Raw genomic sequence first — 25,847 nt, 5'->3', positions numbered from 1 at the left:
CCTTCGCGAACTGCAGCTCGCGCACGTCGCGCTGCGAGAGCACCACGCAGTCCTCCGGCTCCGCGTCCGGCGCCGGCCGGTGCAGCACGAAGACGCGCTCCTGCCCGACGTACGCGAGCCGGTCCGCGAGCGACGGGGCGATCTCCTTCGCGACGTCGTCCGCGACGTAGCGTCCCGACGCGTCGAGCAGGCCGACCCGCACCAGCTCGGCCACCGCGTCGACGAGACCCGAGCCGCAGAGGCCGCGCGGCTCGACGTCGCCGATCACGCCGAGCTCGACCGGGTCGTCGGCTCCGCCGAGCTTCACGACCTCGATCGCGCCGTCGGCGGCGCGCATCCCGCAGCGGATCGCGCCGCCCTCGAAGGCCGGGCCCGCCGGCGCCGCGGTCGACACGATCCGGTCGCCGTCGCTGACCACGATCTCGCAGTTGGTGCCGACGTCGATGAAGAGTCGGGTGCGCTTGTCGCGGTCCATGCCGGTGGCGAGCATGCCCGCGACGATGTCGCCGCCGACGTACGCGCCCAGCGCGGGGAACAGCGTGACCCGGGCCTGCGGGTGCAGCCGCAGCCCGAGCTCGGAGGCCAGCAGGTCGGGAGGCTGCGGGGTCGACATGACGAACGGCGCGACGCCCAGCGGCTCCGGGTCGATCCCGAGCGCGAGCGCCGTCATCGTGGCGTTGCCGGCGAGCGCCACCTCGTAGACCTGGGCCGGGTCGACGCCACCCTCGGTGCAGACCTGATCGGCCAGCGTCGCCAGCGTCTGCGCCGCCGCGTCGCGCAGCCGGTCGAGCGCGGCCGGGTCGAGCATCGTGGCGCTGATCCGGGTGATCACGTCGCCGCCGAAGGGCTGCTGCCGGTTGAGCATCGACGCCACCGCGACGGGCGTGCCGGTGGTGACGTCGAGCAGCGTCGCGACGACCGTGGTGGTGCCGAGGTCGACGGCGATGGCGTACGCCGCGCGGGTGGTGTCGCCGGGCTCGACGTCCACCAGCGCCTCGTCGACGACGACCGCGGTCACCTTGAAGTCCGCCTGCCGCAGCACGGTCGGCAGCCGACGCAGCACGTGCAGGTCGGGCACCGGCTCCAGGTCGTCGATCGCGTCGAGCAGCCGGGTCAGGTCGGTGCGCTGGTCCTCCAGGGTCGGCTCGGCCAGCTCGACGTACCGCTTCTGGACCGCCGGCCGCAGGATCACCTGGCGGCCGACGCCCACGGTCGCCGCCTTGGGTCGGGTGGTGAGTGGCGGCACCTCGATGGCCAGGTCGCTGGTGGCGTTGACCAGGCAGGCCAGCCGCCAGCCGGCGTCGAGCTGCTCGCGCGAGAACGTCTTGACGTCGTGCCGGGTGATCGGGCTGGGCCCGTCGATGCGGACCTTGCACTTGTGGCAGGTGCCGTGCCCGCCGCAGGTGGAGTCGATCGCGATGCCGTTCCACGACGCCGCGTCGAAGACCGTCACACCGGGCGGCACGCGCACGGTGCGTTGGGCCTCCTCGACCGTGAAGCTCAGGTCGACGCGTCCGGTGCCGTCGTGGCCCTGCTCATCCATGGCAGGTCATGTCGTCGCGGCCGCCTTCGCGCGGTGGGCGGCGATCCAGGCCATGCCCCACTCGTCGTGGCCGAGGAAGACGTCGGCGGCCTTGACCGCGTCGACGATCTGCGGCGTGCGGGCGTCCATGATCGCGCTGGTCAGCCCGGCGGTCATCGCCATCGGCAGCCAGGCGGCGCCGAGCGTGTGCCGGTCGGGCATGCCGAACGACGTGTTCGAGGCGCCGCAGGTCATGTTCACGCCGTGCTCGTCGCGGATCCGGCGCATCGTCTCGAAGGTGACCAGCGACGTCGTGGTGTCGGCGCCGATCGGCATCGCCAGCGGGTCGATGACGATGTCGGCCTTGGCGATGCCGTACTCCTCGGTCGCGACCCGGATGATCTTCGCGGTGAGGTCGAGCCGCTTGTCGGCCGCCATCGGGATCTCGTCCTCGTCGTTGGGGAGCGCGATGATCGCCGCGTCGTGCTTCTTCACCAGCGGCAGCACCGCCGCGAGCCGCTCGTCCTCGGCGGTGACCGAGTTGACCAGCGCCCGACCCTCGTACGCCGAGAGCCCCGCCTCCAGCGCCTCGACGACGGAGGAGTCGATGCAGACCGGCAGGTCCGTGAGCGACTGCACCATCCGGATCGCCTGCGCCAGCAGCTCGGGCTCGTCGGTGAGCGGCACGCCCATGTTCACGTCGAGCACGTCGGCGCCGCCCTCGACCTGCGCCTTGACGTCCCGCTCGATCGCCGAGAGGTCCCCGGCGCGGAGCTGCTCCTGGAAGATCCGGCGCCCCGTCGGGTTGATCCGCTCGCCGATCAGGCAGAAGCGCTGGTCGTGCCCGATCACGACCTCCTTCGAGGCGGACCGCAGGACGGTGTGGAGCGTGCTCATGCGGGGTCCCCGCGGAAGTGTGGGCTGGAGGAGCGTAGCGGGGGAAGCCCGCAGTTTCGTGGGGTGCTCATGCGGGGACCTTCGCGCGCCGCTCGTCGAGCAGCGCCTTGGCCTTCTTCACCGTGGCCGAGGCGTCGGCGGCGTACCCGTCGGCGCCGACCGCGTCGGCGTACTCCTGGGTGACCGGGGCGCCGCCGACCATGACGACGACGGAGTCGCGCAGGCCGGCCTTCTCGAGCGCGTTGATGTTGGCCTTGAACATCGGCATCGTCGTGGTGAGGAACGCCGAGAAGCCGACGATGTCGGGCTGGTGCTCCTCGATCGCGGCGACGAACTTCTCCGGTGCGACCTGGACGCCGAGATCGATGACCTCGAAGCCGGCGCCCTCGAGCATGATGTTGACGAGGTTCTTGCCGATGTCGTGGACGTCGCCCTTGACCGTGCCCATCAGGAACTTGCCGACGGTCGCCACGCCGGTCTCGGCGAGCAGCGGCCGCAGCCGCTCCATCGCGCCGGCCATCGCGCGGCCCGCGATCAGCATCTCGGGCACGAAGAAGTCGCCGCGCTCGAACCGCGCGCCGACCTCCTCCAGCGAGGGGATGAGCGCATCGAAGAGCAGGGTCTGCGGCTCCATCTGGAGCGCGAGCCCCTCCTCGGTGAGCTCGAGCACGCGCGGGCCGTTGCCGACCAGCGTCTCGTCGTACAGGCCCTGCAGGATCTCCTCTGGGGTCATGCCACACCCTCCTTGGGTGTTCGGCCGCGCAGCAGCTGGGAGAGCTGCGCGGCGTGGGACGACAGGTGCTTGCCGAGCGTCTCGAGGCGGTCCTCGAGTCGTGGGGTGGGTCCCGAGACGCCGAGCGCGGCGACCACGTCGCCGTGCACGCCGTGGACGGGTACGGCGAGGCCGGTCAGGCCGACCTCGAGCTCGCCGTCGGTGACCGCCCAGCCGCGCTTGCGGGTGCGGACGCCGTCGCGGCGCAGGGCCTCGGGCGTGGTGATGGTCGTGTCGGTCAGCGCCTCGAGATCGCCCTCGGGCAGCGGCAGCGCCCCCCAGGCGTAGAAGACCTTGCCGAGCGCGGAGGAGTGCGCGGGGACGTCGATCTCGGTCCAGTCGCGGGTGCCGAGCAGGTAGCGGCTGTCGACCTGGGCGACCTGGACGACCTTCTCGCCCCGCGTCACCGAGAGGTGCACGGTCTCGGAGGTCTCCTCCCCGATCCGCTCCATCGCGGGCCGGGCCAGCCGGACCAGCTCCTGCCAGGGGTCGTGGCGCGCGGCGTAGAGCCAGAACAGACTGCCCGCGACGTACGACCCGTCCTGGTCGCGCTCGAGGAGGCCGCCGCGCTCGAGGGCCGCCAGCATCCGCGAGGTCGTGGACTTGGCGAGCCCGCTGGACTCCTGGAGCTCGGCGAAGGTGAGCGGCTCGTCGGCCTGCACCACCGTCGACACCAGCGCGGCGGCGCGGTCGACCGCCTGGGTGCCGGTGCTCGACTCTGTCCTCGCCTGTGCCACGTCGATATTTCCCTCTGGTCAGTGGTCCCATGATGTGGAACTGTGGTCCCACATCATGAGGTTAAGCAGGAGGGGCGATGTTCCGCAACCAGATGCCGCGCTACGAGGTGCTCTCCGAGGACGCGATGGCCACGCTGGACGCCGGCTGGCGGCGCCTGGTCAGCGAGATCGGCGTCGAGTTCATGGACGCCCGGGCCCGCGACCTGTTCGCGGCCGCCGGCCAGAAGGTCGAGGGCGACACCGTCTTCCTCGACCCGGACTTCGTGCTGGAGCAGGTGGCGAAGGCGCCTCGTGAGTTCGACCTCCAGGCCCGCAACCCCGAGCACTCGGTGCACATCGGCGGCGACGCGATGGCCTTCGGCGCCGTCTACGGCCCGCCGTTCGTGCGCCAGGGCGACGTGCGCCGCGACGGCACCATGGACGACTTCCGCAACTTCGCTCGGCTCGCGCAGTCCTTCGGTGCGCTCGACTCGGCGGGCGGGGTGGTCACCGAGCCCAACGACACGCCGCTCGACAGCCGGCACCTCGACATGACCTACGCGCTGCAGACGCTGACCGACAAGGTCTACATGGGCAACGTCGTCTCCGGGGTGAACGCCCGCGACACGATCGCGATGACCGAGATCCTCTTCGGGTCGCGCGAGGCGATCGAGGAGACGCCGGCGCTCATCTCGCTGGTCAACTGCAACAGCCCGCTGCGCTGGGACGACCGGATGCTCGAGGCGCAGTTCGAGTACTCCGCGGCCAACCAGCCCGTCGTCCTGACGCCGTTCATCCTGATGGGCGCGATGTCACCGGTGACGATCCCGGCCGCGCTGGTGCAGCAGATGGCCGAGGCGCTGTCCGGCATCGCGCTCTCGCAGCTGATCCGCCCGGGCTGCCCGGTGGTCTTCGGGTCGTTCCTCTCCAACATCGACATGCAGTCGGGCTCGCCGACGTTCGGGACCCCCGAGTCGGGCATCGGCCTGCTCTGCACCGGCCAGATCGCGCGCCACTTCGGGCTGCCCTTCCGCACCGGTGGCGGGCTCACCTCCTCGCAGGTGCCCGACGCGCAGGCCGGCTACGAGGCGATGATGACGCTGCTGCCGACGTTCCTGGCCGGCGCCAACTGGGTGATGCACTCCGCCGGCTGGCTCGAGGGCGGGCTGGTGTCGGGCTACGAGAAGTTCATCATCGACGTGGAGCTGGTGCAGATGCTCCAGCACGAGTTCACGCCGCTGGAGATCGACGAGGCGTCGCTGGCCTTCGACGCCCACCAGGAGGTCGGTCACGGCGGCCACTTCCTCGGCGCGATGCACACCATGGAGCGCTTCCGGACCTGCTTCTACCGCCCGTTCCTCTCCTCCTCGGACAACTACGAGCGCTGGATGCGCGGCGGCGCCAAGGACACCGCCGCCCGCGCCGGGGAGATCTACCAGCGCAAGCTCGACGAGTACGAGCCCCCGCCGCTCGACGACGCGATCCGCGAGGAGCTCGAGGCCTACGTCGTACGCCGGCGGGCGGAGCTCGGCGACTGACACGGTGGTTGAGGTGCTCCGGAGCGAGGAACGAGCGGAGGAGCCTCGAAACCTAGCGAGCCGAGAAGCATGCTCGGGTGCGGCAGTGGTGCGTCGCTCGTCGGGTTTCGAGGCTCAGGCGCCAGAGCGCCTTCGCACCTCAACCAGCGTCGGTCAGCGGAAGACGACGGTCCGCGAGCCGTTGAGGAGCACGCGCGACTGGGAGTGCCAGCGGACGGCGCGGGAGAGCACCTGCGCCTCGACGTCGCGGCCGGCGGAGACCAGCTGTGCCTGGTCGTAGGTGTGGTCGACCCGCATCACGTCCTGCTCGATGATCGGGCCCTCGTCGAGGTCGGCGGTGACGTAGTGGGCGGTGGCGCCGACCAGCTTCACCCCGCGGTCGAAGGCCTGGTGGTAGGGCTTGGCGCCCTTGAAGCTCGGCAGGAACGAGTGGTGGATGTTGATCGCCCGCCCCGACAGCTGGCGGCACAGGTCGTCGGAGAGCACCTGCATGTAGCGCGCCAGCACCACCAGGTGCACCTCGTACTTGTCCACCAGCCGCATCAGCTCGGCCTCGGCGTCGGGCTTGGTGTCGGCCGTGACGGGCACGTGGTGGAAGGGGATGCCGTACGACGACGCCAGCGCCTCGGCGTCGGGATGGTTGGAGACCACCGCGGGGATGTCGATCTGCAGCGAGCCGGTGCTCGCGCGGAAGAGCAGGTCGTTGAGGCAGTGCAGGTGCTTGGAGACCATGATCAGCGTGCGGTACGGCGCGGTCGCGTCCCACAGCTCGAAGCTCATGTCGAACTCCGCGGCCACGGGCGCGAACGCCGTCCGCATGGCGTCTGCGTCGATCGGCCCGGGGGTCTCAAAGTCGATGCGCATGAAGAACCGCTGGGTGAGCGGGTCGCCGAACTGCTGGCTCTCCAAGATGTTGCCGCCGCGCGAGACCAGGAAGCCGGAGACGGCGTGCACGATGCCGGGCCGGTCCGGGCACGAGAGGATGAGAACATAGTCACCCGCCGCGATGGTGGGGGTGGCGAGAGAGGCCACGGGGATCAGCCGCCTTCCGATGTGCTCGCGATGTGCTCCGAGCATCTTGCCCCGAGTGTTGCGTGAACCGAAACGCATTCTGCGATACGCAACAATCCTGCGCTACTCTCCGGGCATGAGCGAGGGCGCCGTCGGGGTCCAGTCCGTGGACCGTGCCCTGACCGTCCTCGAGGTGCTCGCCCGGGTCGGCGAGGCCGGAGTCACCGAGATCGCGGGCGAGCTGGGCGTGCACAAGAGCACGGCGTTCCGGCTCGTCGCCACGCTCGAGGCGCACCGGCTGGTGGAGCAGACCAGTGACCGGGGGCGCTACCGCCTCGGGGTCGGCGTGCTCCGGCTGGCCGGCGCCACCACCGCCCGGCTGGACCTGGTGCAGGAGGCGCGGCCGGTCTGCCGGCAGCTGGCGGCCGACACCGGCGAGACCGTCAACATCGCGGTGCTCTCCGACCGGTCGGCGCTCTACCTCGACCAGATCGCGGGCTCCTCCGCGCTGCAGCCGCACAACTGGGTCGGGCAGCACATCCCGCTGCACGCGACCAGCAACGGCAAGGTCCTGCTCAGCGGCCTCGACGAGGACCAGCTGGCCGACATGCTCGGCACCCTTGCCCGCTACACCCGGCTGACGATCACGACGAAGGCCAAGCTCCGCGACGAGCTGGCCGAGGTGCGCGAGCGCGGGTACGCCGTGGCCGTCGACGAGCTCGAGGAGGGGCTCACCGCTGCGGCGGCGCCGGTGCGCAACGCCCACGGCGACGTGGTCGCCTCGATGAGCGTCTCGGGGCCCACGTTCCGGCTCCCGGAGCCGCGGGTCGACGAGGTGCTGACCCTGCTGACGGCGGCCGCCGAGGAGGTCTCGCACCGACTCGGCTGGGGGCACCGCTGACGGTGCCCCGCCGGACTGGTCGGGCAGGTCACCGGAGCGTTACATCTCGGCGTTTCCCTTGACGGGGGAGTGACCCCACTCCATCCTCAGGACCAACAACTGGTTGCGCGGAGAGGAATTTGTTGCGCAATACGCAACTCTGACCTCGCGCAGGGGAGTGATTCGGATGGTACCCGAGCTCTACCTGGACGGCGCGTGGGCAAGCGCTTCGGGTGGAGCGCGCCGTGAGATCCGGTGCCCGGCCGACGGCACGCTCGTCGGCGAGGTCGACGAGGCCACCGCCGCGGACACCGACCGCGCGATCGCCGCGGCGTACCACGCCTTCCACGACGGCGGCTGGCCGCAGACCTCGAGCCGCGAGCGCGGCGACCTGCTGCTCGCCGTCGCCGACCTCCTCGAGCGCGACACCGAGGAGATCGCCCGACTGGAGTCGCTCGACACCGGCAAGCGCCTGGTCGAGAGCCGGTACGACGTGGCCGACGTCGTCTCCGTGTTCCGGCACTACGGCCGGGTCGCCGCCGAGGACGCCGGCCGCGTCGTCGACACCGGCAACCCCGACGTCGTCAGCCGGATCGTGCACGAGCCGGTCGGCGTCTGTGCGCTGATCACCCCGTGGAACTACCCGCTGCTCCAGGTCTCCTGGAAGGTCGCGCCGTGCCTCGCGGCCGGCAACACGTTCGTGCTCAAGCCCAGCGAGATCACCCCACACTCGGCGGTCCACCTGATGCGGGTGCTCGAGGAGGCCGGCCTGCCGGCTGGCGTCGGCAACCTGGTCCTCGGCGCCGGCGCCACCGCGGGCGCGCCGCTGGCCACCGACCCGCGGGTCGACCTGGTCTCCTTCACCGGCGGCCTGGAGACCGGCCGGCGGCTGATGGCCGGGGCGGCCGCCACCGTGAAGCGGGTGGCGCTCGAGCTCGGCGGCAAGAACCCCAACGTGGTGTTCGCCGACGCCGACCTCGACGTCGCCCTCGACTTCGCGCTGACCGCCGTCTTCCTGCACTCCGGTCAGGTCTGCTCGGCCGGGGCGCGCCTGCTGGTCCAGGCGGAGATCCACGACGAGTTCGTCGACCGACTGGTCGAGCGCGCGGAGCGGATCCGGCTCGGCGGCCCGTTCGACGACAAGGCGGAGACCGGGCCGCTCACCAGCGCCGCGCATCGCGACAAGGTCGAGGCGTACGTCGCGCGCGGCCTCGCCGAGGGCGCGGTGCTCCGGTGCGGCGGGGCCCGGCCGGCCGACCCCGCGCTGGCCGACGGGTTCTACTACCTGCCGACCGTGCTCGACGGCTGTCGCAGCGACATGTCGGTCACCCAGGACGAGTCCTTCGGGCCGGTGCTCACCGTCGAGACGTTCGCCGACGAGGACGACGCGGTGCGGATCGCCAACGACTCGATCTACGGCCTGGCCGGCGCGGTCTGGACCCAGGACGCCGGGAAGGGGCAGCGGGTCGCCGCCCGGCTGCGGATGGGCACCGTGTGGATCAATGACTACCACCCGTACGTGCCGCAGGCCGAGTGGGGCGGCTACAAGCAGTCCGGCATCGGCCGCGAGCTCGGGCAGGCCGGTCTCGACGAGTACCGCGAGACCAAGCACGTCTGGCACAACATCCGGCCGGCAGTCCAGAACTGGTTCGCGGGGTAGGAGCGGGACATGGGTGCGGACCGGTTCGACTACGTCATCGTGGGCGGTGGCTCCGCGGGATGTGCCCTGGCGAACCGGCTCTCCGCCGACCCCGGCACGTCCGTGCTCGTCCTCGAGGCGGGCCGCTCGGACTTCCGGATCGACCCCTTCATCCACATGCCCGCCGCGCTGCCCTTCCCGATCGGGAACCGCCTCTACGACTGGCGCTACGAGACCGACCCCGAGCCGCACCTGAACGACCGCCGGGTCTACCACGCGCGGGGCAAGGTGCTCGGCGGGTCCTCCTCGATCAACGGCATGATCTTCCAGCGCGGCAACCCGATGGACTACGAGCGCTGGGCCGCCGAGCCGGGGATGGCGGACTGGGACTACCGGCACTGCCTGCCCTACTTCAAGCGGATGGAGCGCCTGCTGCTGCCCGACGGCAGCGACGGCGCGGACGCCTGGCGCGGCGGCGACGGGCCGCTGGTGCTCGAGCGCGGCCCGGCCGACAACCCGCTCTTCGGCGCCTTCTTCGCGGCCGCCCAGCAGGCGGGCTACCCGCTGACCGACGACGTCAACGGGTACCGCCAGGAGGGGTTCGCGAAGTTCGACCGCAACGTGCACCGCGGCCGGCGGCTCTCGGCCGCGCGCGCCTACCTGCACCCGGTGCGGCACCGGAAGAACCTCCGGGTCGAGACGCTCGCGTTCGTCACCGGGGTGCGCGTGCAGGGCACGCGGGCGGTCGGGGTCGACTACCTGCGCGGCGGGCGGCTGCGGCGCACGGCGTACGCCGGCGAGGTGATCCTCTGCGGCGGCGCGATCAACACCCCGCAGCTGCTGCAGCTCTCCGGCATCGGCGACGAGGAGCTGCTGCGCCGGCACGGCGTCCCGATCGTGCAGCACCTGCCGGGCGTGGGCGCCAACGCGCAGGACCACCTCGAGGTCTACATCCAGTACGCCTCCAAGCAGCCGGTCTCGATCGCACCCGGGCTCGCGTGGCGCAAGCGGCCGGGCATCGGCTACCAGTGGCTGGTGCACCGCCGCGGGCTCGGCGCGACCAACCACTTCGAGGGCGGCGGCTTCTGCCGCAGCAACGACGACGTCGACTACCCGAACCTGATGTTCCACTTCCTCCCGGTCGCGATCCGGTACGACGGCTCCGCGCCGACCGAGGGGCACGGCTACCAGGTGCACATCGGGCCGATGTACGCCGACACCCGCGGCCACGTGCGGATCCGCTCCCGCGACCCGCGGCAGCACCCCTCGATCCTCTTCAACTACCTCTCGACGCCCAACGACCGGCGCGAGTGGGTCGAGGCGATCCGGGTCGCCCGCACCATCCTCAACCAGCCGGCCTTCGCGCCGTACAACGGCGGCGAGCTCTCGCCCGGCCGCGACGTCGAGACCGACGAGCAGATCCTCGACTGGGTCCGCGCCGACGCCGAGACCGCGCTGCACCCCTCGTGCACCGCGCGGATGGGCGTCGACGAGAACACCGTCGTCGACCCCGCCTCGATGCGCGTGCACGGCGTCGAGGGACTGCGGGTCGTCGACGCCTCCGTCTTCCCCTTCGTCACCAACGGCAACATCTACGCCCCCGTGATGATGGTCGCCGAGAAGGCCGCCGACCTGATCGCCGGCAACACGCCACTCCCGCCCGCCGACGTGCCGTACTACCGCTACCGCGACGGCATGCCGCTCTATCCCGAGGAGTCCTCATGAACGAGCGCAGCGAGCGAACCGTCCAGAACGGCGACGCAGCCCTCTCCGTCAAGAACCTCTGGAAGATCTTCGGCCGCGGCGCCGACCGGATCGTCGGCACACCCGACGCCGAGCTGTCCCGCGCGGAGCTGAAGGAGAAGTCCGGCTGCGTCGTCGGCGTCCGCGACGTCTCCTTCGAGGTCGCGCCCGGTGAGGTCTTCGTCGTCATGGGCCTGTCGGGCTCCGGCAAGTCGACGCTGGTGCGCTGCCTGACCCGCCTCATCGAGCCCACCTCCGGTGAGATCGTCGTCGACGGCCACGACGTCGTCTCCGCCAGCGAGGCCGAGCTGCGCGAGCTGCGGCGTACCCACGCCTCGATGGTGTTCCAGCACTTCGGCCTGCTGCCGCACCGCCAGGTGATCGACAACGTGGCCTACGGCCTCGAGGTGCGCGGCGTCGGCAAGAAGGAGCGCCGGGCCAAGGCCGAGGAGATCGTCGGCCTGGTCGGGCTCTCGGGCTACGAGCGCTCCTACCCCGACCAGCTCTCGGGCGGCATGCAGCAGCGCGTCGGCCTGGCCCGGGCGCTGGCCAGCGACCCGTCGCTGCTGCTCTTCGACGAGCCGTTCTCGGCACTGGACCCGCTGATCCGCCGGGACATGCAGAACGAGGTGATCCGGCTCCACCGCGAGCTCGGGAAGACGATGGTCTTCATCACCCACGACCTCCAGGAGGCGCTCAAGCTCGGCGACCGGATCCTGATCATGCGCGACGGCGCGGTCGTGCAGATCGGCACGCCGGACGAGGTGGTCGGCGCCCCGGCCGACGACTATGTCAAGGACTTCACCTCCGAGGTGCCGCGCTCGCACGTGCTCACGCTCAAGTGGGTGATGCGCGACCCACGGCCCGGCGACTCGACCGACGGTCCGGTGATGAGCTCCGACACCGTCGTCCGCCGGGCGGCCCAGGCCGCGCTCGCCTCCGAGCACCCGGTGCGCGTGGTCGACGACGGGCAGCTGGTCGGCATCGTCGACGACGACGCGATCCTGCGCGTCGTGGTCGCGGAGGAAGAAGTTTCAGCATGAGCACCCCACGAAATCGCGAGCTTCCCCCGCTGCGCTCCTCCAGCCCACGATTCCGCGAGGATCCCGCATGACGGCCACCATCGCCCCGCCGCGCCCGCAGGCCGGCGCCGAGCCGCCGCCCCCGAGTGAGCCGCGCAGCCTGCCGCGCTGGGCCTGGGCGCTCGTGGTCATCGGCGTCTGGATCGTGGTCTGGGCGCTGACCAAGGGCACCGACACACTCGAGATCCCGGTGCGGGTGCACACGGAGGTCCAGCAGCAGCTCACCGACTTCCGCGACTCCGTGCTGGCCAGCCGCGACACCAATCCGCTGATCCAGTTCACCTACAGCCTCGGCGGCTGGTTCACCGACGTCGTCGACTGGGCCCAGCGGATGATCTCGATCCCCGACTTCCCGCGGCCGGTCCCGCAGATCGGGTGGCTCGGCGTCACCGCGATCGCCACCTGGATCGGGCTGGCGGTGGCCGGCTGGCGGATCGCGCTGCTGGTGGGTGCGTCCTTCGTCTCGTTCGGCCTGTTCGGCTACTGGTCGGACTCGATGGACCTGCTGATCGTCACGTTCGTGGCGGTCGTCTTCTCCGTGCTGATCGGGATGCCGCTCGCCGTCTGGTTGGGCACCAGCCGCCGGCCGTGGGTGGTGTCCATGATCAACACGCTCCTGGACATCTTCCAGACGATGCCGACGTTCGTGTACCTGCTGCCGATCGTGCTCTTCTTCGGCATCGGCGCCTCCGCCGCGGTGGTCTGCACGCTGATCTACGCGCTGCCGCCGATCATCCGGGTCGCCGGCCACGGCATCCGCAACGTCTCGCCGACCACGATCGAGGCCACCGACGCGGCCGGGCAGACCTCCTTCCAGCGGCTGCGCAAGGTGCAGCTGCCGATGGCGCGCAAGACGATCGTGGTCGGCCTCAACCAGACGATCATGGCGGCGCTCTCGATGGCGACCATCGCGGCGTACGTCGACGGCCCCGGCCTGGGCAAGCCGGTGCTGTCCGCGCTGTTCAAGAACGACGTCGGCGGCGCGTTCGTGCCGGGCATGCTGATCGTGGTCATGGCCGTGATGCTCGACCGGACGACGACCGCCGCCAGCGAGGCGTCCGAGCGGGCCGCCCGCGGTCAGGTCGACCTCCGGCTACGCCGGATCGTCCTCGCGGTCACCGCGGTGGGCGCACTGGTCGCGGTGTGGGCGTCGCGCACCTACATCTCGCTCGCGGAGTTCCCCGAGACGTCCTGGGGACCCACGCTCGCCGGGTGGGTCGACGACTTCACCGAGTGGTTCACCGACACGTTCCGGGGCGCGACCGACTGGTTCAAGAACCTCATCAGCGACTACCTGCTCAACCCGCTCCAGTCGCTGATCGCCGAGTCGCCCTGGTACGTCACCGCCACCGCGATCCTGCTGCTCGCGTTCGTCTTCGGCCGCGCCCGCGCGCTGCTGCCGACGGTGATCTGCCTGGCCGGGCTGCGCTACTTCGGCCTGTGGCACGACTCGATGATCACGCTGACGATGACCCTGGTCGGCACGCTCCTGGTGATGATCCTCGCCGTGGTGTTCGGCGTCTGGATGGCCCGCCGGGCCTCCGTCGACCTGATGCTCCGGCCGGTGCTCGACGCCGGCCAGACGATCCCGCCGTTCGTCTACCTGATCCCGATGCTGGCGCTCTTCGGGCCCACCCGGTTCACCGCGATCGTCGCCGGGGTCGTGTACGCCGCGCCGGTGGCGATCAAGCTCGTGGCCGACGGGGTCCGGGGGGTCTCGCCGACCACGCTCGAGGCGTCGCGCTCCACCGGCGCGACCACCTGGCAGGAGATCACGAAGGTGCAGCTGCCGATGAGCCGGAGCTCGCTGGTGCTGGCCGCCAACCAGGGACTGCTCTACGTGCTGGCGATGGCCGTCATCGGCGGCATGGTCGGCGCCGGCGCCCTCGGGTACGACGTGGTGCTCGGCTTCTCGCGCTCGGAGGAGTGGGGCAAGGGCGCGGCCGCCGGCATCAGCATCGTGCTGATCGGGATCATGGTCGACCGCATCTGCCGCGCCGCCGCCCACGACGAGGCCGTGACGCACGACGCCACCCGGCGGCCCCGATGGCGAGCCGCCCTCGGCGGTTGACGAACCACACGCTCGGAACGGAAGACATCGCACAGCCCGACGGAGGAGATGGAATGCGGAAGATGCGAATCGGAACGAAGCTGACGGCGGTCGCGGCGGTCGCGGCGTTCGTCCTGGCCGGCTGCGGCGACGGCGGGTCGATCGACGAGCAGACCGAGGCCAACGAGTCGGGCGCCGCCGGTGCCGGCGACTGCGGCGACCTCAACATGGCGGTCAACCCGTGGGTCGGCTACGAGGCCAGCGCCTACGTGGTCGGCACCGTCGCGCAGGAGAAGCTCGGCTGCAAGGTCAACTACAAGGACCTCAAGGAGGACGTCTCCTGGCAGGGCTTCGGCACCGGCGAGGTCGACGTCGTCATCGAGGACTGGGGCCATCCGGACCTCGAGAAGAAGTTCTTCGACGGCTCCGGCGACGGCAGCGCGACCGACTTCGGCGAGAACGGCAACGTCGGCATCATCGGCTGGTACGTCCCCGGCTGGCTCGCCGAGGAGCACCCCGACATCCTCGACTGGAACAACCTGAACAAGTACGCCAAGGAGTTCGCCACGTCGGAGTCCGGTGGCAAGGGCCAGTTCCTCGGGTCCGACCCGTCGTACGTCCAGTTCGACGAGGCGATCATCAGCAACCTCGGCCTCGACTTCAAGGTCGTCTTCTCGGGTGGCGAGGCCGCGACGATCACGGCGTTCGAGCAGGCGCAGAAGAACAAGGAGTGGCTGATCGGCTACTTCTGGGAGCCGCAGTACGTCCACGCCGAGGTCCCGATGGAGAAGGTCGCGCTGCCGCCGTACGAGGACGGCTGCCAGGACGACCCCGCCACGGTCGATTGCGACTACCCCGAGACCCCGTTGAAGAAGATCGTGTCGACTTCGTGGGCCGACGAGGGCGGCCCGGGCGTCGACCTGGTCAAGAACTTCAACTGGACCAACGACGACCAGAACCTCGTCGCGGCCTGGATCACCTCCGACGGTATGTCCCCCGCGGATGCCGCGGCCAAGTGGGTCGAGGAGAACCCCGACAAGGTGGACGCCTGGATCGGCTGAGTCGCGTGCGATCGGGGAGGAGCCGCAGATGACCGACGTACACGAGAGAGCGGGAGCGCCGGCGGGGTCCGGCGCCCCGCGGGAGCCCGACGGCAAGCTGCCGATCGACAAGGTCGTATTCGGCGTCGCCGCCGCGATCTCCATCGCCTTCGTCGCCTCCGGGGTCGTCGCCCCGGAGGCGATGGGAGACGGCACGTCCGAGATCCTGGCCTGGGTCACCGACTCGTTCGGGTGGCTGTTCGTGCTCACCAGCGCGGGCTTCGTGATCTTCTCGGCCTACCTGGCCATCTCCCGGTTCGGGAACATCAAGCTCGGCCCCGACGACTCCGAGCCGGAGTTCTCGACGTTCTCCTGGGTCTCGATGATGTTCGCGACCGGCATGGGGATCGGGCTGATGTTCTGGGGCGTCGCCGAGCCCCTGACCCACCTGAACACCCCGCCGCTCGGGCTCGCCGAGCCGGCGAGCCCGGAGGCCGCCAACCTCGCCATGGAGTACACGTTCTTCCACTGGGGCTTCCACCCGTGGGCGATGTACGCCGTGATCGGCCTGGCGATCGGCTACTTCGCCTACCGCAAGCGCGCCGGCAACCTGGTGAGCGGCACGTTCCGGCCGCTGCTCGGCGACCGGGTGGACGGACCGGTCGGCAAGGGCATCGACGTCATCGCGATCTTCGCGACGCTCTTCGGCTCGGCCACCTCGCTCGGCCTCGGAGCGCTCCAGATCACCGGGGGCATCGACAACGTCTTCGGCGAGGGCGGTGACAGCAAGCTCCTGGCGGTCGGGGTGATCGGCTTCCTGACGCTCTGCTTCGTGGCGTCCGCGGTCTCGGGCGTCGAGAGGGGCATCAAGTACCTCTCGAACGCCAACGCGGTCGCGGCCGGGCTGCTGGTGCTCTTCCTCTTCGTCGTCGGCCCGACCGTGTTCATCCTGGGCACGTTCACCGAGTCGCTCGGCGGCTATCTCACCCACCTGCCGACGATGAGCTTCCGCACCGGGGTGTTCGGCGACAGCGCGTGGTTGAACGGCTGGACGATCTTCTACTGGGCCTGGTGGATCTCGTGGACGCCGTTCGTCGGCATGTTCATCGCCCGGATCTCGAAGGGCCGGACCATCCGGCAGTTCGTGATCTTCGTGATCCTGGTGCCGAGCCTGGTGTCGTTCGTCTGGTTCTCGATCATGGGCGGCGCGGCGTTCGACCTCCAGCTCAAGGAGGGCGTCGACATGCCGGCCTCGCTCGCCGCCGGGCTGGAGAACGCGCTCTTCGACACCCTGCGCGAGTTCCCGCTGTCGGGCATCACGGTCGGCCTGGCGATCTTCCTGGTGGCGATCTTCTTCGTCACCGGCGCGGACAGCGCGTCGATCGTGATGGGGATGCTCAGCGAGCACGGCGAGGAGGAGCCGCGGCGCTGGCTGGTCGTCTTCTGGGGCGTGGCGATGGGCTGCGTCGCCGCGCTGCTGCTCTGGCAGGGCGGACTGGAGGCCCTGCAGACCCTGGTGATCATCGTCGCCGGGCCGTTCATGGTGGTGCTGATCGCGATGTGCTTCTCGCTGATGAAGGCGCTGCGCCAGGAGCCCGACATCTCGCTGATTCCGAGTCGCGAGCGCGAGCTGCTGCTCGAGCAGCGCCGAGAGGGCTCCGCGCCGGAGTGACCGACGACCGGACGACCCCGCGACCGCCTTGACAGTCGCGGGGCGTCCGGCCAACACTGAGGATGGTTTCGTAATACGCATCGTGTTGCACAATACGCAACAATGAAGGAGACGCCATGGCCACCGTCCCCGCCTCGGCGAAGGTCGTCGTGATCGGCGCCGGCATCGTCGGCAACAGCCTCGTCCACCACCTCGCGCGGCTCGGCTGGCGCGACATCGTGCAGATCGACAAGGGGCCGCTGCCGAACCCGGGCGGCTCGACCGGCCACGCCTCCAACTTCATCTTCCCCGTGGACCACTCCCGGGAGATCACCGATCTGACGCTCGACTCCGTGCGGCAGTACCAGGAGATGGGCGTCTTCACCCAGTCCGGCGGCTTCGAGATCGCGCGCACGCCGGAGCGCATGGAGGAGCTGCGGCGCCGGATGTCGAGCGCGCGGGCGTGGGGCATCGAGTCCGAGCTGGTCGACCCGGCGTTCGTGAAGGAGAAGGTGCCCTTCATCGAGGAGGACCAGTTCATCGGGGCGTTCTGGACGCCGAGCGTGGGCGTGGTCGACTCGCTGCGGGCGGGCACGATCATGCGCGAGCGCGCGCTGGAGGCCGGGGCGCTGACCGTGGTGCCGAACGCCGAGGTCGTCGGCCTCGACGTGGAGGACGTGCCCAGTGGTCGCAGGATCCGCCGGGTGCGCACCGACGGCGGCGACATCGAGACCGAGTACGTCGTGATCGCCTGCGGCGTCTGGAGCCCCAAGATCGGCGACATGGCCGGGATCTCGATCCCGCTGACGCCCGCGGTGCACCAGATGATCAGCGTCGGGCCGTGCCCGCAGCTGGCCGAGCGGGAGGGCGAGATCTCCTTCCCGATCGTCCGCGACATGGACACCTTCTGCTACGAGCGGCAGCACGGCGCCGACATGGAGGTCGGCTCCTACGCGCACCGCGCGATCCTGCACGAGCCCGAGGACATCCCCTCGATCGAGCAGGCGAAGCTGTCGCCCACCGAGATGCCCTTCACCTCCGACGACTTCGACCCGCAGCTGGAGCAGGCCTACGAGCTGATGCCGGAGCTGCTCGGCGCCGAGGGCGCGGAGATGCGCTACGCCATCAACGGCCTGCTGTCGCTGACCTGCGACGGCAACCCGATCCTCGGTGAGAGCCTGGTCGAGGGTCTGTGGACCGCGGCCGCGGTCTGGATCAAGGAGGGCCCGGGCGTCGGCCGTGCGGTCGCCGAGTGGATGGTCGACGGTCACTCGGAGATCGACGTCAGCCACAGCGACATCCGGCGCTTCCACCCCCACCAGATGCGCCGCGAGCACACCCGGCTGCGCACCACCGAGTCGTTCATCAAGACCTACGGGATCGTGCACCCGTCCGAGCAGTACGAGTCCGACCGCGACCAGCGCCTCGCCGCGATGCACGACTCCCAGGTCAAGCTGGGCGCCGTCTTCTTCGAGACCGGCGGCTGGGAGCGGCCGCACTGGTACGAGTCCAACGCCCCGCTGCTCGAGGAGTACGGCGACGCGGTGCTGCCCCGCGAGCACGAGTGGGACGCCCGCTGGTGGAGCCCGATCATCAACGCCGAGCACCTCCGGATGCGCGAGGCCGGCGGCGTCGTCGACCTCTCGGCGTTCGAGGTCTTCGACATCACGGGCCCGGGCTCGCTCGACGCCGTGCAGAGCACCTGCGTCGCCCAGTGCGACGTGCCGGTCGGGAAGGTCGTCTACACGCCGGTGCTCGACGGGGCGGGCGGCTTCAAGGCCGACCTCACCGTGATGCGCCTGGGCGACGAGCACTTCCGCGTCGTCACCGGAGCAGCGCACGGCCCGGCGGACCGCTCGTGGTTCGCCGACCACGCCGGGCCCGACACGGTGCTCACCTCGCGCACCGACGACATCGCGACGATCGGTTTGTGGGGTCCGCGGGCCCGCGATGTGCTCGCCTCACTCACCTCCGACGACGTGTCCGGCGAGGGCTTCGCGATGCTCACCTGCCGTGAGATCACGGTCGCCGGCCTGCCGGTGCTCGCGTCGCGGATCTCCTACGTCGGCGAGCTCGGCTGGGAGCTCTACGTCGGGGTCGACGCCGCCGCGCAGCTCTGGGACGCGCTGCTCGACGCCGGCTCGTCGTCCGGCGTGGTGCCGGTCGGCATCGGTGTCTACGGCACCACCGGCCGGATCGAGAAGGCCTACCGGGCCGTCGGCGCGGAGCTCGACGCCGAGCGGACCATCGTCGAGGCCGGCATGCAGCGGCCGAAGGTCAAGGCCGCCGACTTCACCGGCCGGGAGGCCTACCTCGCGCAGCGCGCTCGGCTCGATTCCGGGGAGGCGCCGGAGACCGTGCTCTGCACGATGGCCGTCGACGACCACACGTCGGCGTCCGGGGTGAAGCGCTACATGCTGGGCGGCGAGCCGATCCTGACCCGCTCCGGCGAGCCGCTCACCGACGGCCACGGTCACCACCCCTACGTCACCACCGCCGGCTCGGCGCCGTCGCTGGGCAAGCACCTGCTGATGGCCTACCTGCCGCCCGAGCAGGCGCGGGTGGGCACCGAGCTCGCCGTGTCCTACATGGAGGAGCTCTACCCGGTCACCGTCGTCTCCGCCGACGCCACCGCGCCGTACGACCCCGCCAACGAGCGGATGAAGTGATGGTCGCGCCGCTGGTCGCCGTCAAGCGGGTCGTCGACTCCTCCAGCGAGGTGGTGCTGACCGACGACGCGCAGGCGGTGGACGGCCGATTCGCCGGCTTCACCATGAGCGCGCACGAGGAGTGTGCGGTCGAGCTCGCCGTCCGTCTCGGTGAGTCCCGGGTCGTCACCCTCGGCGACGCCGACGCGGTCGAGCAGCTGCGTGCGGCACTCGCGGTCGGCTGCACGGCGGCCACCCACCTCGTGGCCGACCCGCAGACCTTCGGCCCCGCCGACGTCGCCCGCGAGCTGGCGGGCGTCGTCCGCGAGCACGGGCACGACCTGGTGCTGCTCGGCAACGACGCCGCCGACAGCGGCGACTTCCAGGTCGGCATCCGGCTGGCCTACGAGCTGGGCTGGCCGGTGGTCAACGGCGCCCAGACCGTGACGGTGGAGGACGGTCCCGACGGGCCGACCGCGACCGTGCACGTCTCGGGCCCCGACGGGCACGAGACCTACCGGCTGCCGCTGCCCGCGGTCGTCACCGTGCTCGAGGGCGGGGTCGAGCCGCGCTACCCGACCGTCCCGGGCCGGATGAAGGCGAAGAAGGTCCCGATCGAGGAGCGCGAGCCGGCCGCTCCGCCCGCGGGGACCGGCCGGGTCCGGCTGCTGCTGCCCCCGCCGACGCCGTCGGACGTGCAGGTGCTCGGCAAGGGCGCCGAGGCCGCGCCCGCCGTGGTCGACCTGTTCGAGCGGCTGGGGGTGATCGCCCGATGATCGTCGTGCTCGTCGAGACCGACCTGTCCGGCGCCGCCGTCGAGGTCTCCCGCGAGACCGTCGCCTTCGCCCGCTCGCTCGCCGAGGCCGGGGGCGGCGTGCCGATCGACGCCGTGGTCGTCGGCGAGCCGTCGGCCGGGCTGGCCGAGCAGCTCGCGGCGTACGGCGTCCGCGACGTGCACGCGCTGACCGGCGAGGCGTTCGACGCGTTCTCCGGGGCGGCCTGGGCCGCGGGCGTCCTCGGCGTGCGGGCCGCCAAGAACGCCGTGGTCGTGATGGCCGCCGGCACGCCGCGCGGCAACGAGGTGATGGCCCACGTCGCCGCCCGGGCCGGTGTCGCGATGGCGGCCAACGTGCTGTCGTTCTCGGGCCTGTCGCCCTTCACCGTGACCCGCCAGGTCGTCGGTGGCGCGGCGCTCGAGGAGATGGAGCTCGGGCAGCGGCCCGCGGTGTTCACCGTCGCCGGCCACGCCGTGGAGGCGACGCCGGCGCCGACCCCGGGCGTCGGGAACGTCGTGGTCGAGCGGCCGGTCGTCGACCCCGCCGACCTGGTCGCGCGGGTGGTGTCGACCGAGGAGCCCGAGCCGGACCTGTCCGGCAGCCTCAAGTCCGCCAAGGTCGTCGTCGGCGCGGGCCGCGGCGCCGGGTCGGCCGACGGGTTCGCCGACCTGCTGGAGCTGACCGAGCTGCTCGACGGGTCCCTCGGCGTCTCGCGGGTGGTCACCTCGCTCGGCTGGCGGCCACACCACGAGCAGGTGGGCCAGACCGGGTCGCGGATCTCGCCGGACCTCTACATCCCGTGCGGCATCAGCGGCGCCATCCAGCACTGGGCCGGCTGCTCGTCGGCCAAGGCGATCCTCGCGATCAACACCGACGCCGAGGCGCCGATGGTCACCAAGGCGACGTACGCCGTGATCGGCGACCTGCACGAGGTGGTGCCGGCGATCAACGCCGAGATCAGGCGCCGGCGCGCGGGCTGACCGCTGCGCGCCGTACCCGGTCCGCCTACCCTTGGACCGGTGAGATCGGGGGGAGCACGCGCGACCGGGCGACGGCGGGGCGCCTCGCTCGCCCTCGTGCTGCTCCTGGCCGCGTCCGCCACCGCCTGCGAGGGCTCGCCGCGTGCCGACGACCGACCGGCCGACCCGGCGACGTCGGGGTCCGCGAGCGGCACGCCCACGCCGTCCGCGGTCCCGACGCTGGACCCCGCCCACGCCGTCGCCGCCCCGGGTGCGCGCGAGGGCCGCTGGGGGCCGCCGGACATCATCGTGACCAGCGCCGAGACCATCCCGCCCGACCTGGTCGCCCGGATCCGCGCGCTTCCCGGCGTCACCGACGTGGAGCGGGTCGCCCGGGCGGAGATCCCGGTCGAGAACCGCACGCTCTCGGTGCTCGCGGTCGACCCCGCGACGTACCGCAACTACGTCGTCTCGCTGCCCAGCGCCAGGAAGCAGGCGATCTGGGACCGGGTCGCCGGTGGAGAGCTCGCCATCCGGCCGGCGGCGGAGCGCGAGCTGCCGGTCGACGAGCAGGGGTTCGTCGCGCTCGGTAGCACCGCCGACGCGCCCCGCATCCACGTCGGCGCCTACGCCCAGCAGACCTGGCAGGCCGACGCGGTCGTCAACGAGACGTGGGTGAAGACGCTCGGCATGACGCCGGACAACTCCCTGCTGATCCGGACGGCGACCGCCGCGCCCGGACCGCTGCGCAAGCCGATCGAGCGGCTGCTGCGCGGCACCGACGCGTCGGTGCAGATGACCGACGTCGTGGCCCGCGAGGGACTGGACCCCGACGTCGTGCAGACCGCCGTCGTCGTCGGGACGATCGCCGACGCGGTGGGCGTCTACCGCTACCGGGTGCTGGGCGCCGGCAAGATCGAGCCCGACCCGGGCTGGGTCGCCGAGCACATCACCACGGAGTCGGTGCCGATCCTCGGGTCGGTCACCTGCAACAAGCTGATCCTCCCCCAGCTGCGGGCCGCCCTCGAGGAGGTCGTCTCGCGCGGGCTCGCCGACGAGATCGACCGCGACGACTACGCCGGCTGCTACTACCCGCGCTTCATCGCCGGCTCGACAACCCTGTCCAACCACGCCTTCGGGCTCGCCCTCGACCTCAACGTCTCCGGCAACCAGCGCGGCACCACGGGCGAGATGGACCGCGGCGTGGTCGCCGCCTTCGAGAAGTGGGGATTCACCTGGGGCGGCCGCTGGCGCTACACCGACCCGATGCACTTCGAGATGCACGAGCTGGTCTCCCCGCGCTGACCCGGCCCCGGCGTGACTCGCTAGCCTCGGGCCATGCGCGCCGTCCAGGTCGTCCAGCCCACCGGTCCCGCCGACGTCGTCGTCAACGAGGTGCCCGAGCCGACGCCGGGGCCGGGCGACGTGCTGGTCGACGTGCACCGGATCGGGGTCTCCTTCCCCGACCTGCTGCTGAGCAAGGGGCAGTACCAGCTCAGGCCGGAGCTGCCGTTCACCCTCGGCGTCGACTTCGCCGGCGTCGTCGTCTCCGGTCCGGCGGGCTTCGAGCCCGGGCAGCGGGTCGCGGGCGTGGGGGGCTACGGCAACGCCGCCGAGCGGGTCGCGAGCCCGGCGGACTTCACGTTCGCGCTGCCCGACGGCGTCTCCCTCGACGAGGGCGCGGCGCTGCCGATGAACTACCTCACCGCACAGTTCGCGCTCGCCGAGCGCGGTCAGCTCTGCCCGGGCGAGACCGTGCTGGTGCACGGCGCGGCCGGCGGGGTCGGGACCGCGACCCTCCAGGTGGCCCAGGGGTACGGCGCGCGCACCATCGCCGTCGTCAGCACCGAGGAGAAGGCCGCGATCGCGCGGGCCGCCGGTGCCGACGAGGTCGTGCTGCTCGACGGGTTCCTCCCGGCGGTCAAGGACCTCACCGACGGCCGGGGCGTCGACGTGGTCCTCGACGTCGTGGGCGGCGCGGCCTTCACCGACTCGCTGCGGGCGCTGGCGGCTCAGGGGCGGCTGCTGGTCGTCGGGTTCGCCGCGGGCCAGGGCATCCCGGAGGTGAAGGTCAACCGGCTGCTGCTCAACAACATCGACGTGCGCGGCGTCGGCTGGGGTGCCTACGCGATGGCGCGTCCCGGCTACCTGCAGCAGCAGTGGGCCGAGCTGCTCCCGATGATGGAGTCCGGCGTGATCCGGCCGCCGATCGGCGCGACGTACGAGCTCGAGGAGTTCGGCCGCGCCCTCGTCGACATGGAGGAGCGCCGTACGCTCGGCAAGTCCGTGGTCCGGGTGCGGGACTGACCGGCGCACCGATATCCGGTTGACCCGCCGTGGCGGGTCCCGGCCAATGGTGGGGTGGAGTCACCGCGGGTCGTCGTGCTGGTCGAGGGCGACAGCGACCGGTGCGCGGTGCACGCGCTCGCCCGGCTCCTCGGCCACGACCTCATCGCCCACGGGGTCGCGGTCGTCGCGATGGGCGGCATCACGAACCTCCGGTCCTCCGCCCTGCCCTTCGGACCTCGCGGGCTCGACCTCCCGCTCGCCGGCCTGTACGACGCCCCCGAGGAGCACGTCGTCCGCCGCGGTCTCCGCGCGGCCGGCCTCACCGTGACCCGGGACCCCGGCGCGCTGTCGGCGCTCGGCTTCTTCGCCTGCACCGCGGACCTGGAGGACGAGCTCATCCGCGCGCTCGGCGTACCGGCCGTCGAGCGGGTGATCGGCGACGCCGGGGAGACGCGCTCGCTGGACCTGCTGGCGGCGATGCCCGCCCAGCGGTCCTGGACCCGCACCGAGGTGCTCCGCCGCTTCCTGGGATCCAAGGCGGGTCGCAAGGCGCGCTACGCGGGGTTGCTGACCGATGCCCTGGAGCCCGACCGGGTGCCGGCCCCGCTGGCGGGGGTGCTGATGCGGGCCGTCGACCTCGCTAGCAACGACGGTGGTTGAGGAGGTTGCGCTAGCAACAACGGTGGTTGAGGAGGTTGCGCTAGCAACAACGGTGGTTGAGGAGGTTGCGCTAGCAACCGTCTCGAAACCACTGCTACCGCGCACGCGTGTCCGTGCGGTGTTGGAGGATGCGGGAGTCGTTGGGGTGAGCGGGGTGGTTTCGAGACAGGCGCTAGCGCGCCTTCCTCAACCACCGGGACCCGGTGGTTGAGCCTGGAACCCACCCGATGCGTGCCAGCTCCGGCCGCAGGGCGCCTGAGTCCGCGCGGCACGATGGTTGAGGAGGTTGCGCTAGCAACCGTCTCGAAACCACTGCTACCGCGCACGCGTGTCCGTGCGGTGTTGGAGGATGCGGGAGTCGTTGGGGTGAGCGGGGTGGTTTCGAGACAGGCGCTAGCGCGCCTTCCTCAACCACCGAAGGGCGGGGCTACTTCTGGCGCAGGCGGACCTTGGCGGCGCCGTAGCCGGTGTGGCGGGCGGTGGCCCAGAGGCGGTGCTTCTTGTTGGACGGGGCGAAGGTGATCGAGCAGGCGCCCGAGCCGGCGGTGGTGCAGGACCTGCCGGCGGCGATGACCTTGGCGCCCTTCACCGCGACGCCGGCGTCGGTCACCTTGAAGGTGACCTTCCGCTTCGTCGCCCTCTTCCAGGCGGTCGGGGAGGCCTTGAGCGACAGGCCGGGCAGCACCAGCTGGTGGAACATCGACGCGCCGTCGCCGACGACCAGGTCGGCCGAGCCGTCGGAGCCGGCCACGGCGATCCGGTAGATCGTGGCGCCCTTCGGCGGCTTGATCGTGCTGACGGCGCCGAACCGCAGGCCCTTCGTGCCGGTGTGCGTGGCGTGCACGACGTTGGTGTCCGCCTCCGCCCACGCCACCCAGATCCGGCCGGCGGGGCCGACCGCCATCGCGTACTCCTGCGCGCCCACCGAGCCGGGGACCGTGATCGGCTTGCCCGAGCCGACCTGCCAGAGCCCGAGCCTGGTGCAGGTCGGGTAGCCGATGCAGTACGTCGCGAACAGCCCGCCGCCCGGGCGGGCGACGAACGGCGTGGACTGGCCGGGGGCGAGCGAGTCGCCGTTCGTCGTCGACTGCGGCGCCTTGATCGACGGGCCGGCGCTCGGCAGCAGCTGCCGCACGAAGGTGCCCTGCTCGGCCTCGGCCGAGCTGTTCGAGTAGTAGGCCACCCACACCGCGTCGCCCTCGCGGGCGAGGGTCGTGTGGTAGGAGCAGCACTGGCCCGTGGTGAAGGCCGCATCGGCGCCGCCGGCGTTCCAGGTCACCTCGGTGTTGAGCGGGAAGCTCACGACCGGGGTGCTGCCGTCGGCCAGGGTGGTCGCGCCGGTGCCGTAGCTGCCGTAGGCGTAGCCGCTCTGCGTCAGCGCGCCCGGCTGCAGTGCCCACGAGGTGCCGGCGGCGTCGGCGAGCGAGCTGTACATCCGGCCCGCGCTGTAGGGGTTCTCGACGTCGGTGTCCTGGAGCCCGCCGAAGACCAGGCGCATGCCGCCGCCCGGTCCGGCCACGATCTTCGGGTCGTTCGGCAGGCTCGCCCAGCCGGTGACGGCGTTGCCGGTCGCGACGACCTTGCCGGTCGAGGAGACGTTGGTGAAGGCGAGGTCCTCGCTGGAGGCGTTCCGCCGGTGGTAGAGCACGTGCAGCACGCCGTCGGGGGTCCGGTAGAGCCCGGGCTCCGCGATGTTCGTGACCTCGCCGGTGGTGATCCTGGTCCACGTGCCCGGGGCGCCGCGCTGGTACGACGTACCGGCGTCTTCGGCCGCGGAGACGGAGGCTGGGGCGAGCGCGGTGAGCGTCAGTGCGCCGAGCGCGGCGGCGGCGAACAGGCGGGAGCGCATGCCGACTCCGATCGTGTGTGACCAGCGGTGCGGAACTGAGGGACGAGAGCCGAGCGTGGCATCGGCGGGGGCGCCACCGGAATGGTCCCTTCGGGTGGTTCGGCTACCGCGGCCGATCGGCGGCG

At 71.4% G+C, this 25,847-nt stretch carries 20 protein-coding genes; 14 read left to right on the top strand and 6 right to left on the bottom strand.

Annotated elements, in window-relative coordinates:
- The 4 genes from FHU40_RS26340 to FHU40_RS29810 form a co-directional block, all read right to left on the bottom strand.
- A partial coding sequence (locus tag FHU40_RS26340; RefSeq protein ID WP_183595490.1) for an ASKHA domain-containing protein occupies positions 1 to 1,543 on the bottom strand: 1,543 nt, incomplete at its 3' end.
- 6 nt (positions 1,544 to 1,549) lie between these two features.
- On the bottom strand, positions 1,550 to 2,419 hold the full coding sequence (locus tag FHU40_RS26335) for a dihydropteroate synthase (protein ID WP_183595489.1): 870 nt from the start codon (positions 2,417 to 2,419) through the stop codon (positions 1,550 to 1,552).
- 67 nt (positions 2,420 to 2,486) lie between these two features.
- Positions 2,487 to 3,152: a corrinoid protein gene (locus FHU40_RS26330; protein WP_183595488.1), complete on the bottom strand. Its 666-nt coding sequence runs from the start codon at positions 3,150 to 3,152 to the stop codon at positions 2,487 to 2,489.
- On the bottom strand, positions 3,149 to 3,928 hold the full coding sequence (locus tag FHU40_RS29810) for an IclR family transcriptional regulator (protein WP_183595487.1): 780 nt from the start codon (positions 3,926 to 3,928) through the stop codon (positions 3,149 to 3,151). Before FHU40_RS29810 ends, FHU40_RS26330 begins: the two co-directional genes overlap by 4 nt.
- 77 nt (positions 3,929 to 4,005) lie before the next feature.
- Here FHU40_RS29810 and FHU40_RS26320 point away from each other — a divergent pair, with 77 nt between their 5' ends.
- Positions 4,006 to 5,445: a trimethylamine methyltransferase family protein gene (locus FHU40_RS26320; RefSeq protein ID WP_183595486.1), complete on the top strand. Its 1,440-nt coding sequence runs from the start codon at positions 4,006 to 4,008 to the stop codon at positions 5,443 to 5,445.
- Between the two features lie 153 nt (positions 5,446 to 5,598).
- Here the strand turns inward: FHU40_RS26320 and purU are convergent, their stop codons facing one another.
- A complete protein-coding gene (purU, locus tag FHU40_RS26315) occupies positions 5,599 to 6,477 on the bottom strand; it encodes a formyltetrahydrofolate deformylase (RefSeq protein WP_252274939.1) in 879 nt (292 codons plus the stop codon).
- Positions 6,478 to 6,592: 115 nt separating this feature from the next.
- Between purU and FHU40_RS26310 the strand changes: the two genes are divergently transcribed.
- The 13 genes from FHU40_RS26310 to FHU40_RS26250 all read left to right on the top strand — a co-directional run bounded on the left by FHU40_RS26310 (position 6,593) and on the right by FHU40_RS26250 (position 23,873).
- Positions 6,593 to 7,357, top strand: coding sequence for an IclR family transcriptional regulator (locus FHU40_RS26310; protein ID WP_183595484.1), 765 nt, complete (start codon positions 6,593 to 6,595; stop codon positions 7,355 to 7,357).
- Positions 7,358 to 7,523: 166 nt separating this feature from the next.
- Positions 7,524 to 8,996 carry an aldehyde dehydrogenase family protein gene (locus FHU40_RS26305; RefSeq protein ID WP_183595483.1) on the top strand — a complete coding sequence of 491 codons (1,473 nt, stop codon included), beginning with the start codon at positions 7,524 to 7,526 and terminating at the stop codon, positions 8,994 to 8,996.
- Positions 8,997 to 9,005: 9 nt separating this feature from the next.
- Positions 9,006 to 10,700: a choline dehydrogenase gene (gene betA / locus FHU40_RS26300; protein WP_183595482.1), complete on the top strand. Its 1,695-nt coding sequence runs from the start codon at positions 9,006 to 9,008 to the stop codon at positions 10,698 to 10,700.
- Positions 10,697 to 11,761: a quaternary amine ABC transporter ATP-binding protein gene (locus tag FHU40_RS26295; RefSeq protein WP_183595481.1), complete on the top strand. Its 1,065-nt coding sequence runs from the start codon at positions 10,697 to 10,699 to the stop codon at positions 11,759 to 11,761. Before betA ends, FHU40_RS26295 begins: the two co-directional genes overlap by 4 nt.
- Positions 11,762 to 11,828: 67 nt before the next feature.
- Positions 11,829 to 13,871: an ABC transporter permease gene (locus FHU40_RS26290; protein WP_183595480.1), complete on the top strand. Its 2,043-nt coding sequence runs from the start codon at positions 11,829 to 11,831 to the stop codon at positions 13,869 to 13,871.
- A gap of 53 nt (positions 13,872 to 13,924) precedes the next feature.
- Positions 13,925 to 14,911 carry an ABC transporter substrate-binding protein gene (locus tag FHU40_RS26285; RefSeq protein ID WP_246391590.1) on the top strand — a complete coding sequence of 329 codons (987 nt, stop codon included), beginning with the start codon at positions 13,925 to 13,927 and terminating at the stop codon, positions 14,909 to 14,911.
- A 28-nt stretch (positions 14,912 to 14,939) separates the two neighbouring features.
- Positions 14,940 to 16,562 (top strand): BCCT family transporter, encoded by a 1,623-nt coding sequence (locus FHU40_RS26280; RefSeq protein WP_183595479.1) that lies wholly within the window; start codon positions 14,940 to 14,942, stop codon positions 16,560 to 16,562.
- Between the two features lie 116 nt (positions 16,563 to 16,678).
- Positions 16,679 to 19,210 (top strand): GcvT family protein, encoded by a 2,532-nt coding sequence (locus tag FHU40_RS26275; RefSeq protein WP_183595478.1) that lies wholly within the window; start codon positions 16,679 to 16,681, stop codon positions 19,208 to 19,210.
- A complete protein-coding gene (locus FHU40_RS26270; protein ID WP_183595477.1) occupies positions 19,210 to 19,965 on the top strand; it encodes an electron transfer flavoprotein subunit beta/FixA family protein in 756 nt (251 codons plus the stop codon). The genes FHU40_RS26275 and FHU40_RS26270 overlap by 1 nt, the downstream gene beginning before the upstream one ends.
- Entirely contained in the window at positions 19,962 to 20,945 is a 984-nt protein-coding gene (locus FHU40_RS26265) for an electron transfer flavoprotein subunit alpha/FixB family protein (protein ID WP_183595476.1), read from the top strand. Before FHU40_RS26270 ends, FHU40_RS26265 begins: the two co-directional genes overlap by 4 nt.
- A gap of 39 nt (positions 20,946 to 20,984) precedes the next feature.
- Positions 20,985 to 22,229, top strand: a complete 1,245-nt coding sequence (locus tag FHU40_RS26260) for a M15 family metallopeptidase (RefSeq protein ID WP_343058068.1) — start codon at positions 20,985 to 20,987, stop codon at positions 22,227 to 22,229.
- A gap of 33 nt (positions 22,230 to 22,262) precedes the next feature.
- The gene (locus FHU40_RS26255) at positions 22,263 to 23,231 is read left to right on the top strand and encodes an NADPH:quinone oxidoreductase family protein (RefSeq protein WP_183595475.1); all 969 of its coding nucleotides are present in this window, start codon (positions 22,263 to 22,265) and stop codon (positions 23,229 to 23,231) included.
- Between the two features lie 54 nt (positions 23,232 to 23,285).
- On the top strand, positions 23,286 to 23,873 hold the full coding sequence (locus tag FHU40_RS26250; RefSeq protein WP_183595474.1) for a TOPRIM nucleotidyl transferase/hydrolase domain-containing protein: 588 nt from the start codon (positions 23,286 to 23,288) through the stop codon (positions 23,871 to 23,873).
- 427 nt (positions 23,874 to 24,300) lie between these two features.
- Here the strand turns inward: FHU40_RS26250 and FHU40_RS26245 are convergent, their stop codons facing one another.
- A complete protein-coding gene (locus FHU40_RS26245) occupies positions 24,301 to 25,722 on the bottom strand; it encodes a hypothetical protein (protein ID WP_183595473.1) in 1,422 nt (473 codons plus the stop codon).
- Positions 25,723 to 25,847 lie beyond the last annotated feature (125 nt).

It is taken from the genome of Nocardioides soli, assembly GCF_014191495.1.
GTDB lineage: Bacteria > Actinomycetota > Actinomycetes > Propionibacteriales > Nocardioidaceae > Nocardioides > Nocardioides soli.
This window is presented reverse-complemented; position numbering and strand designations above follow the sequence as displayed.

What these genes read in the sequence shown, in the direction of transcription:
- FHU40_RS26335 (WP_183595489.1), bottom strand. Translation starts at nt 2,419, where the DNA reads ATGAGCACGCTCCACACCGTCCTGCGGTCCGCCTCGAAGGAGGTCGTG.
- FHU40_RS26330 (WP_183595488.1), bottom strand. Translation starts at nt 3,152, where the DNA reads ATGACCCCAGAGGAGATCCTGCAGGGCCTGTACGACGAGACGCTGGTC.
- FHU40_RS26320 (WP_183595486.1), top strand. Translation starts at nt 4,006, where the DNA reads ATGTTCCGCAACCAGATGCCGCGCTACGAGGTGCTCTCCGAGGACGCG.
- FHU40_RS26310 (WP_183595484.1), top strand. Translation starts at nt 6,593, where the DNA reads ATGAGCGAGGGCGCCGTCGGGGTCCAGTCCGTGGACCGTGCCCTGACC.
- FHU40_RS26305 (WP_183595483.1), top strand. Translation starts at nt 7,524, where the DNA reads ATGGTACCCGAGCTCTACCTGGACGGCGCGTGGGCAAGCGCTTCGGGT.
- betA (WP_183595482.1), top strand. Translation starts at nt 9,006, where the DNA reads ATGGGTGCGGACCGGTTCGACTACGTCATCGTGGGCGGTGGCTCCGCG.
- FHU40_RS26295 (WP_183595481.1), top strand. Translation starts at nt 10,697, where the DNA reads ATGAACGAGCGCAGCGAGCGAACCGTCCAGAACGGCGACGCAGCCCTC.
- FHU40_RS26290 (WP_183595480.1), top strand. Translation starts at nt 11,829, where the DNA reads ATGACGGCCACCATCGCCCCGCCGCGCCCGCAGGCCGGCGCCGAGCCG.
- FHU40_RS26285 (WP_246391590.1), top strand. Translation starts at nt 13,925, where the DNA reads ATGCGGAAGATGCGAATCGGAACGAAGCTGACGGCGGTCGCGGCGGTC.
- FHU40_RS26280 (WP_183595479.1), top strand. Translation starts at nt 14,940, where the DNA reads ATGACCGACGTACACGAGAGAGCGGGAGCGCCGGCGGGGTCCGGCGCC.
- FHU40_RS26275 (WP_183595478.1), top strand. Translation starts at nt 16,679, where the DNA reads ATGGCCACCGTCCCCGCCTCGGCGAAGGTCGTCGTGATCGGCGCCGGC.
- FHU40_RS26270 (WP_183595477.1), top strand. Translation starts at nt 19,210, where the DNA reads ATGGTCGCGCCGCTGGTCGCCGTCAAGCGGGTCGTCGACTCCTCCAGC.
- FHU40_RS26265 (WP_183595476.1), top strand. Translation starts at nt 19,962, where the DNA reads ATGATCGTCGTGCTCGTCGAGACCGACCTGTCCGGCGCCGCCGTCGAG.
- FHU40_RS26255 (WP_183595475.1), top strand. Translation starts at nt 22,263, where the DNA reads ATGCGCGCCGTCCAGGTCGTCCAGCCCACCGGTCCCGCCGACGTCGTC.
- FHU40_RS26245 (WP_183595473.1), bottom strand. Translation starts at nt 25,722, where the DNA reads ATGCGCTCCCGCCTGTTCGCCGCCGCCGCGCTCGGCGCACTGACGCTC.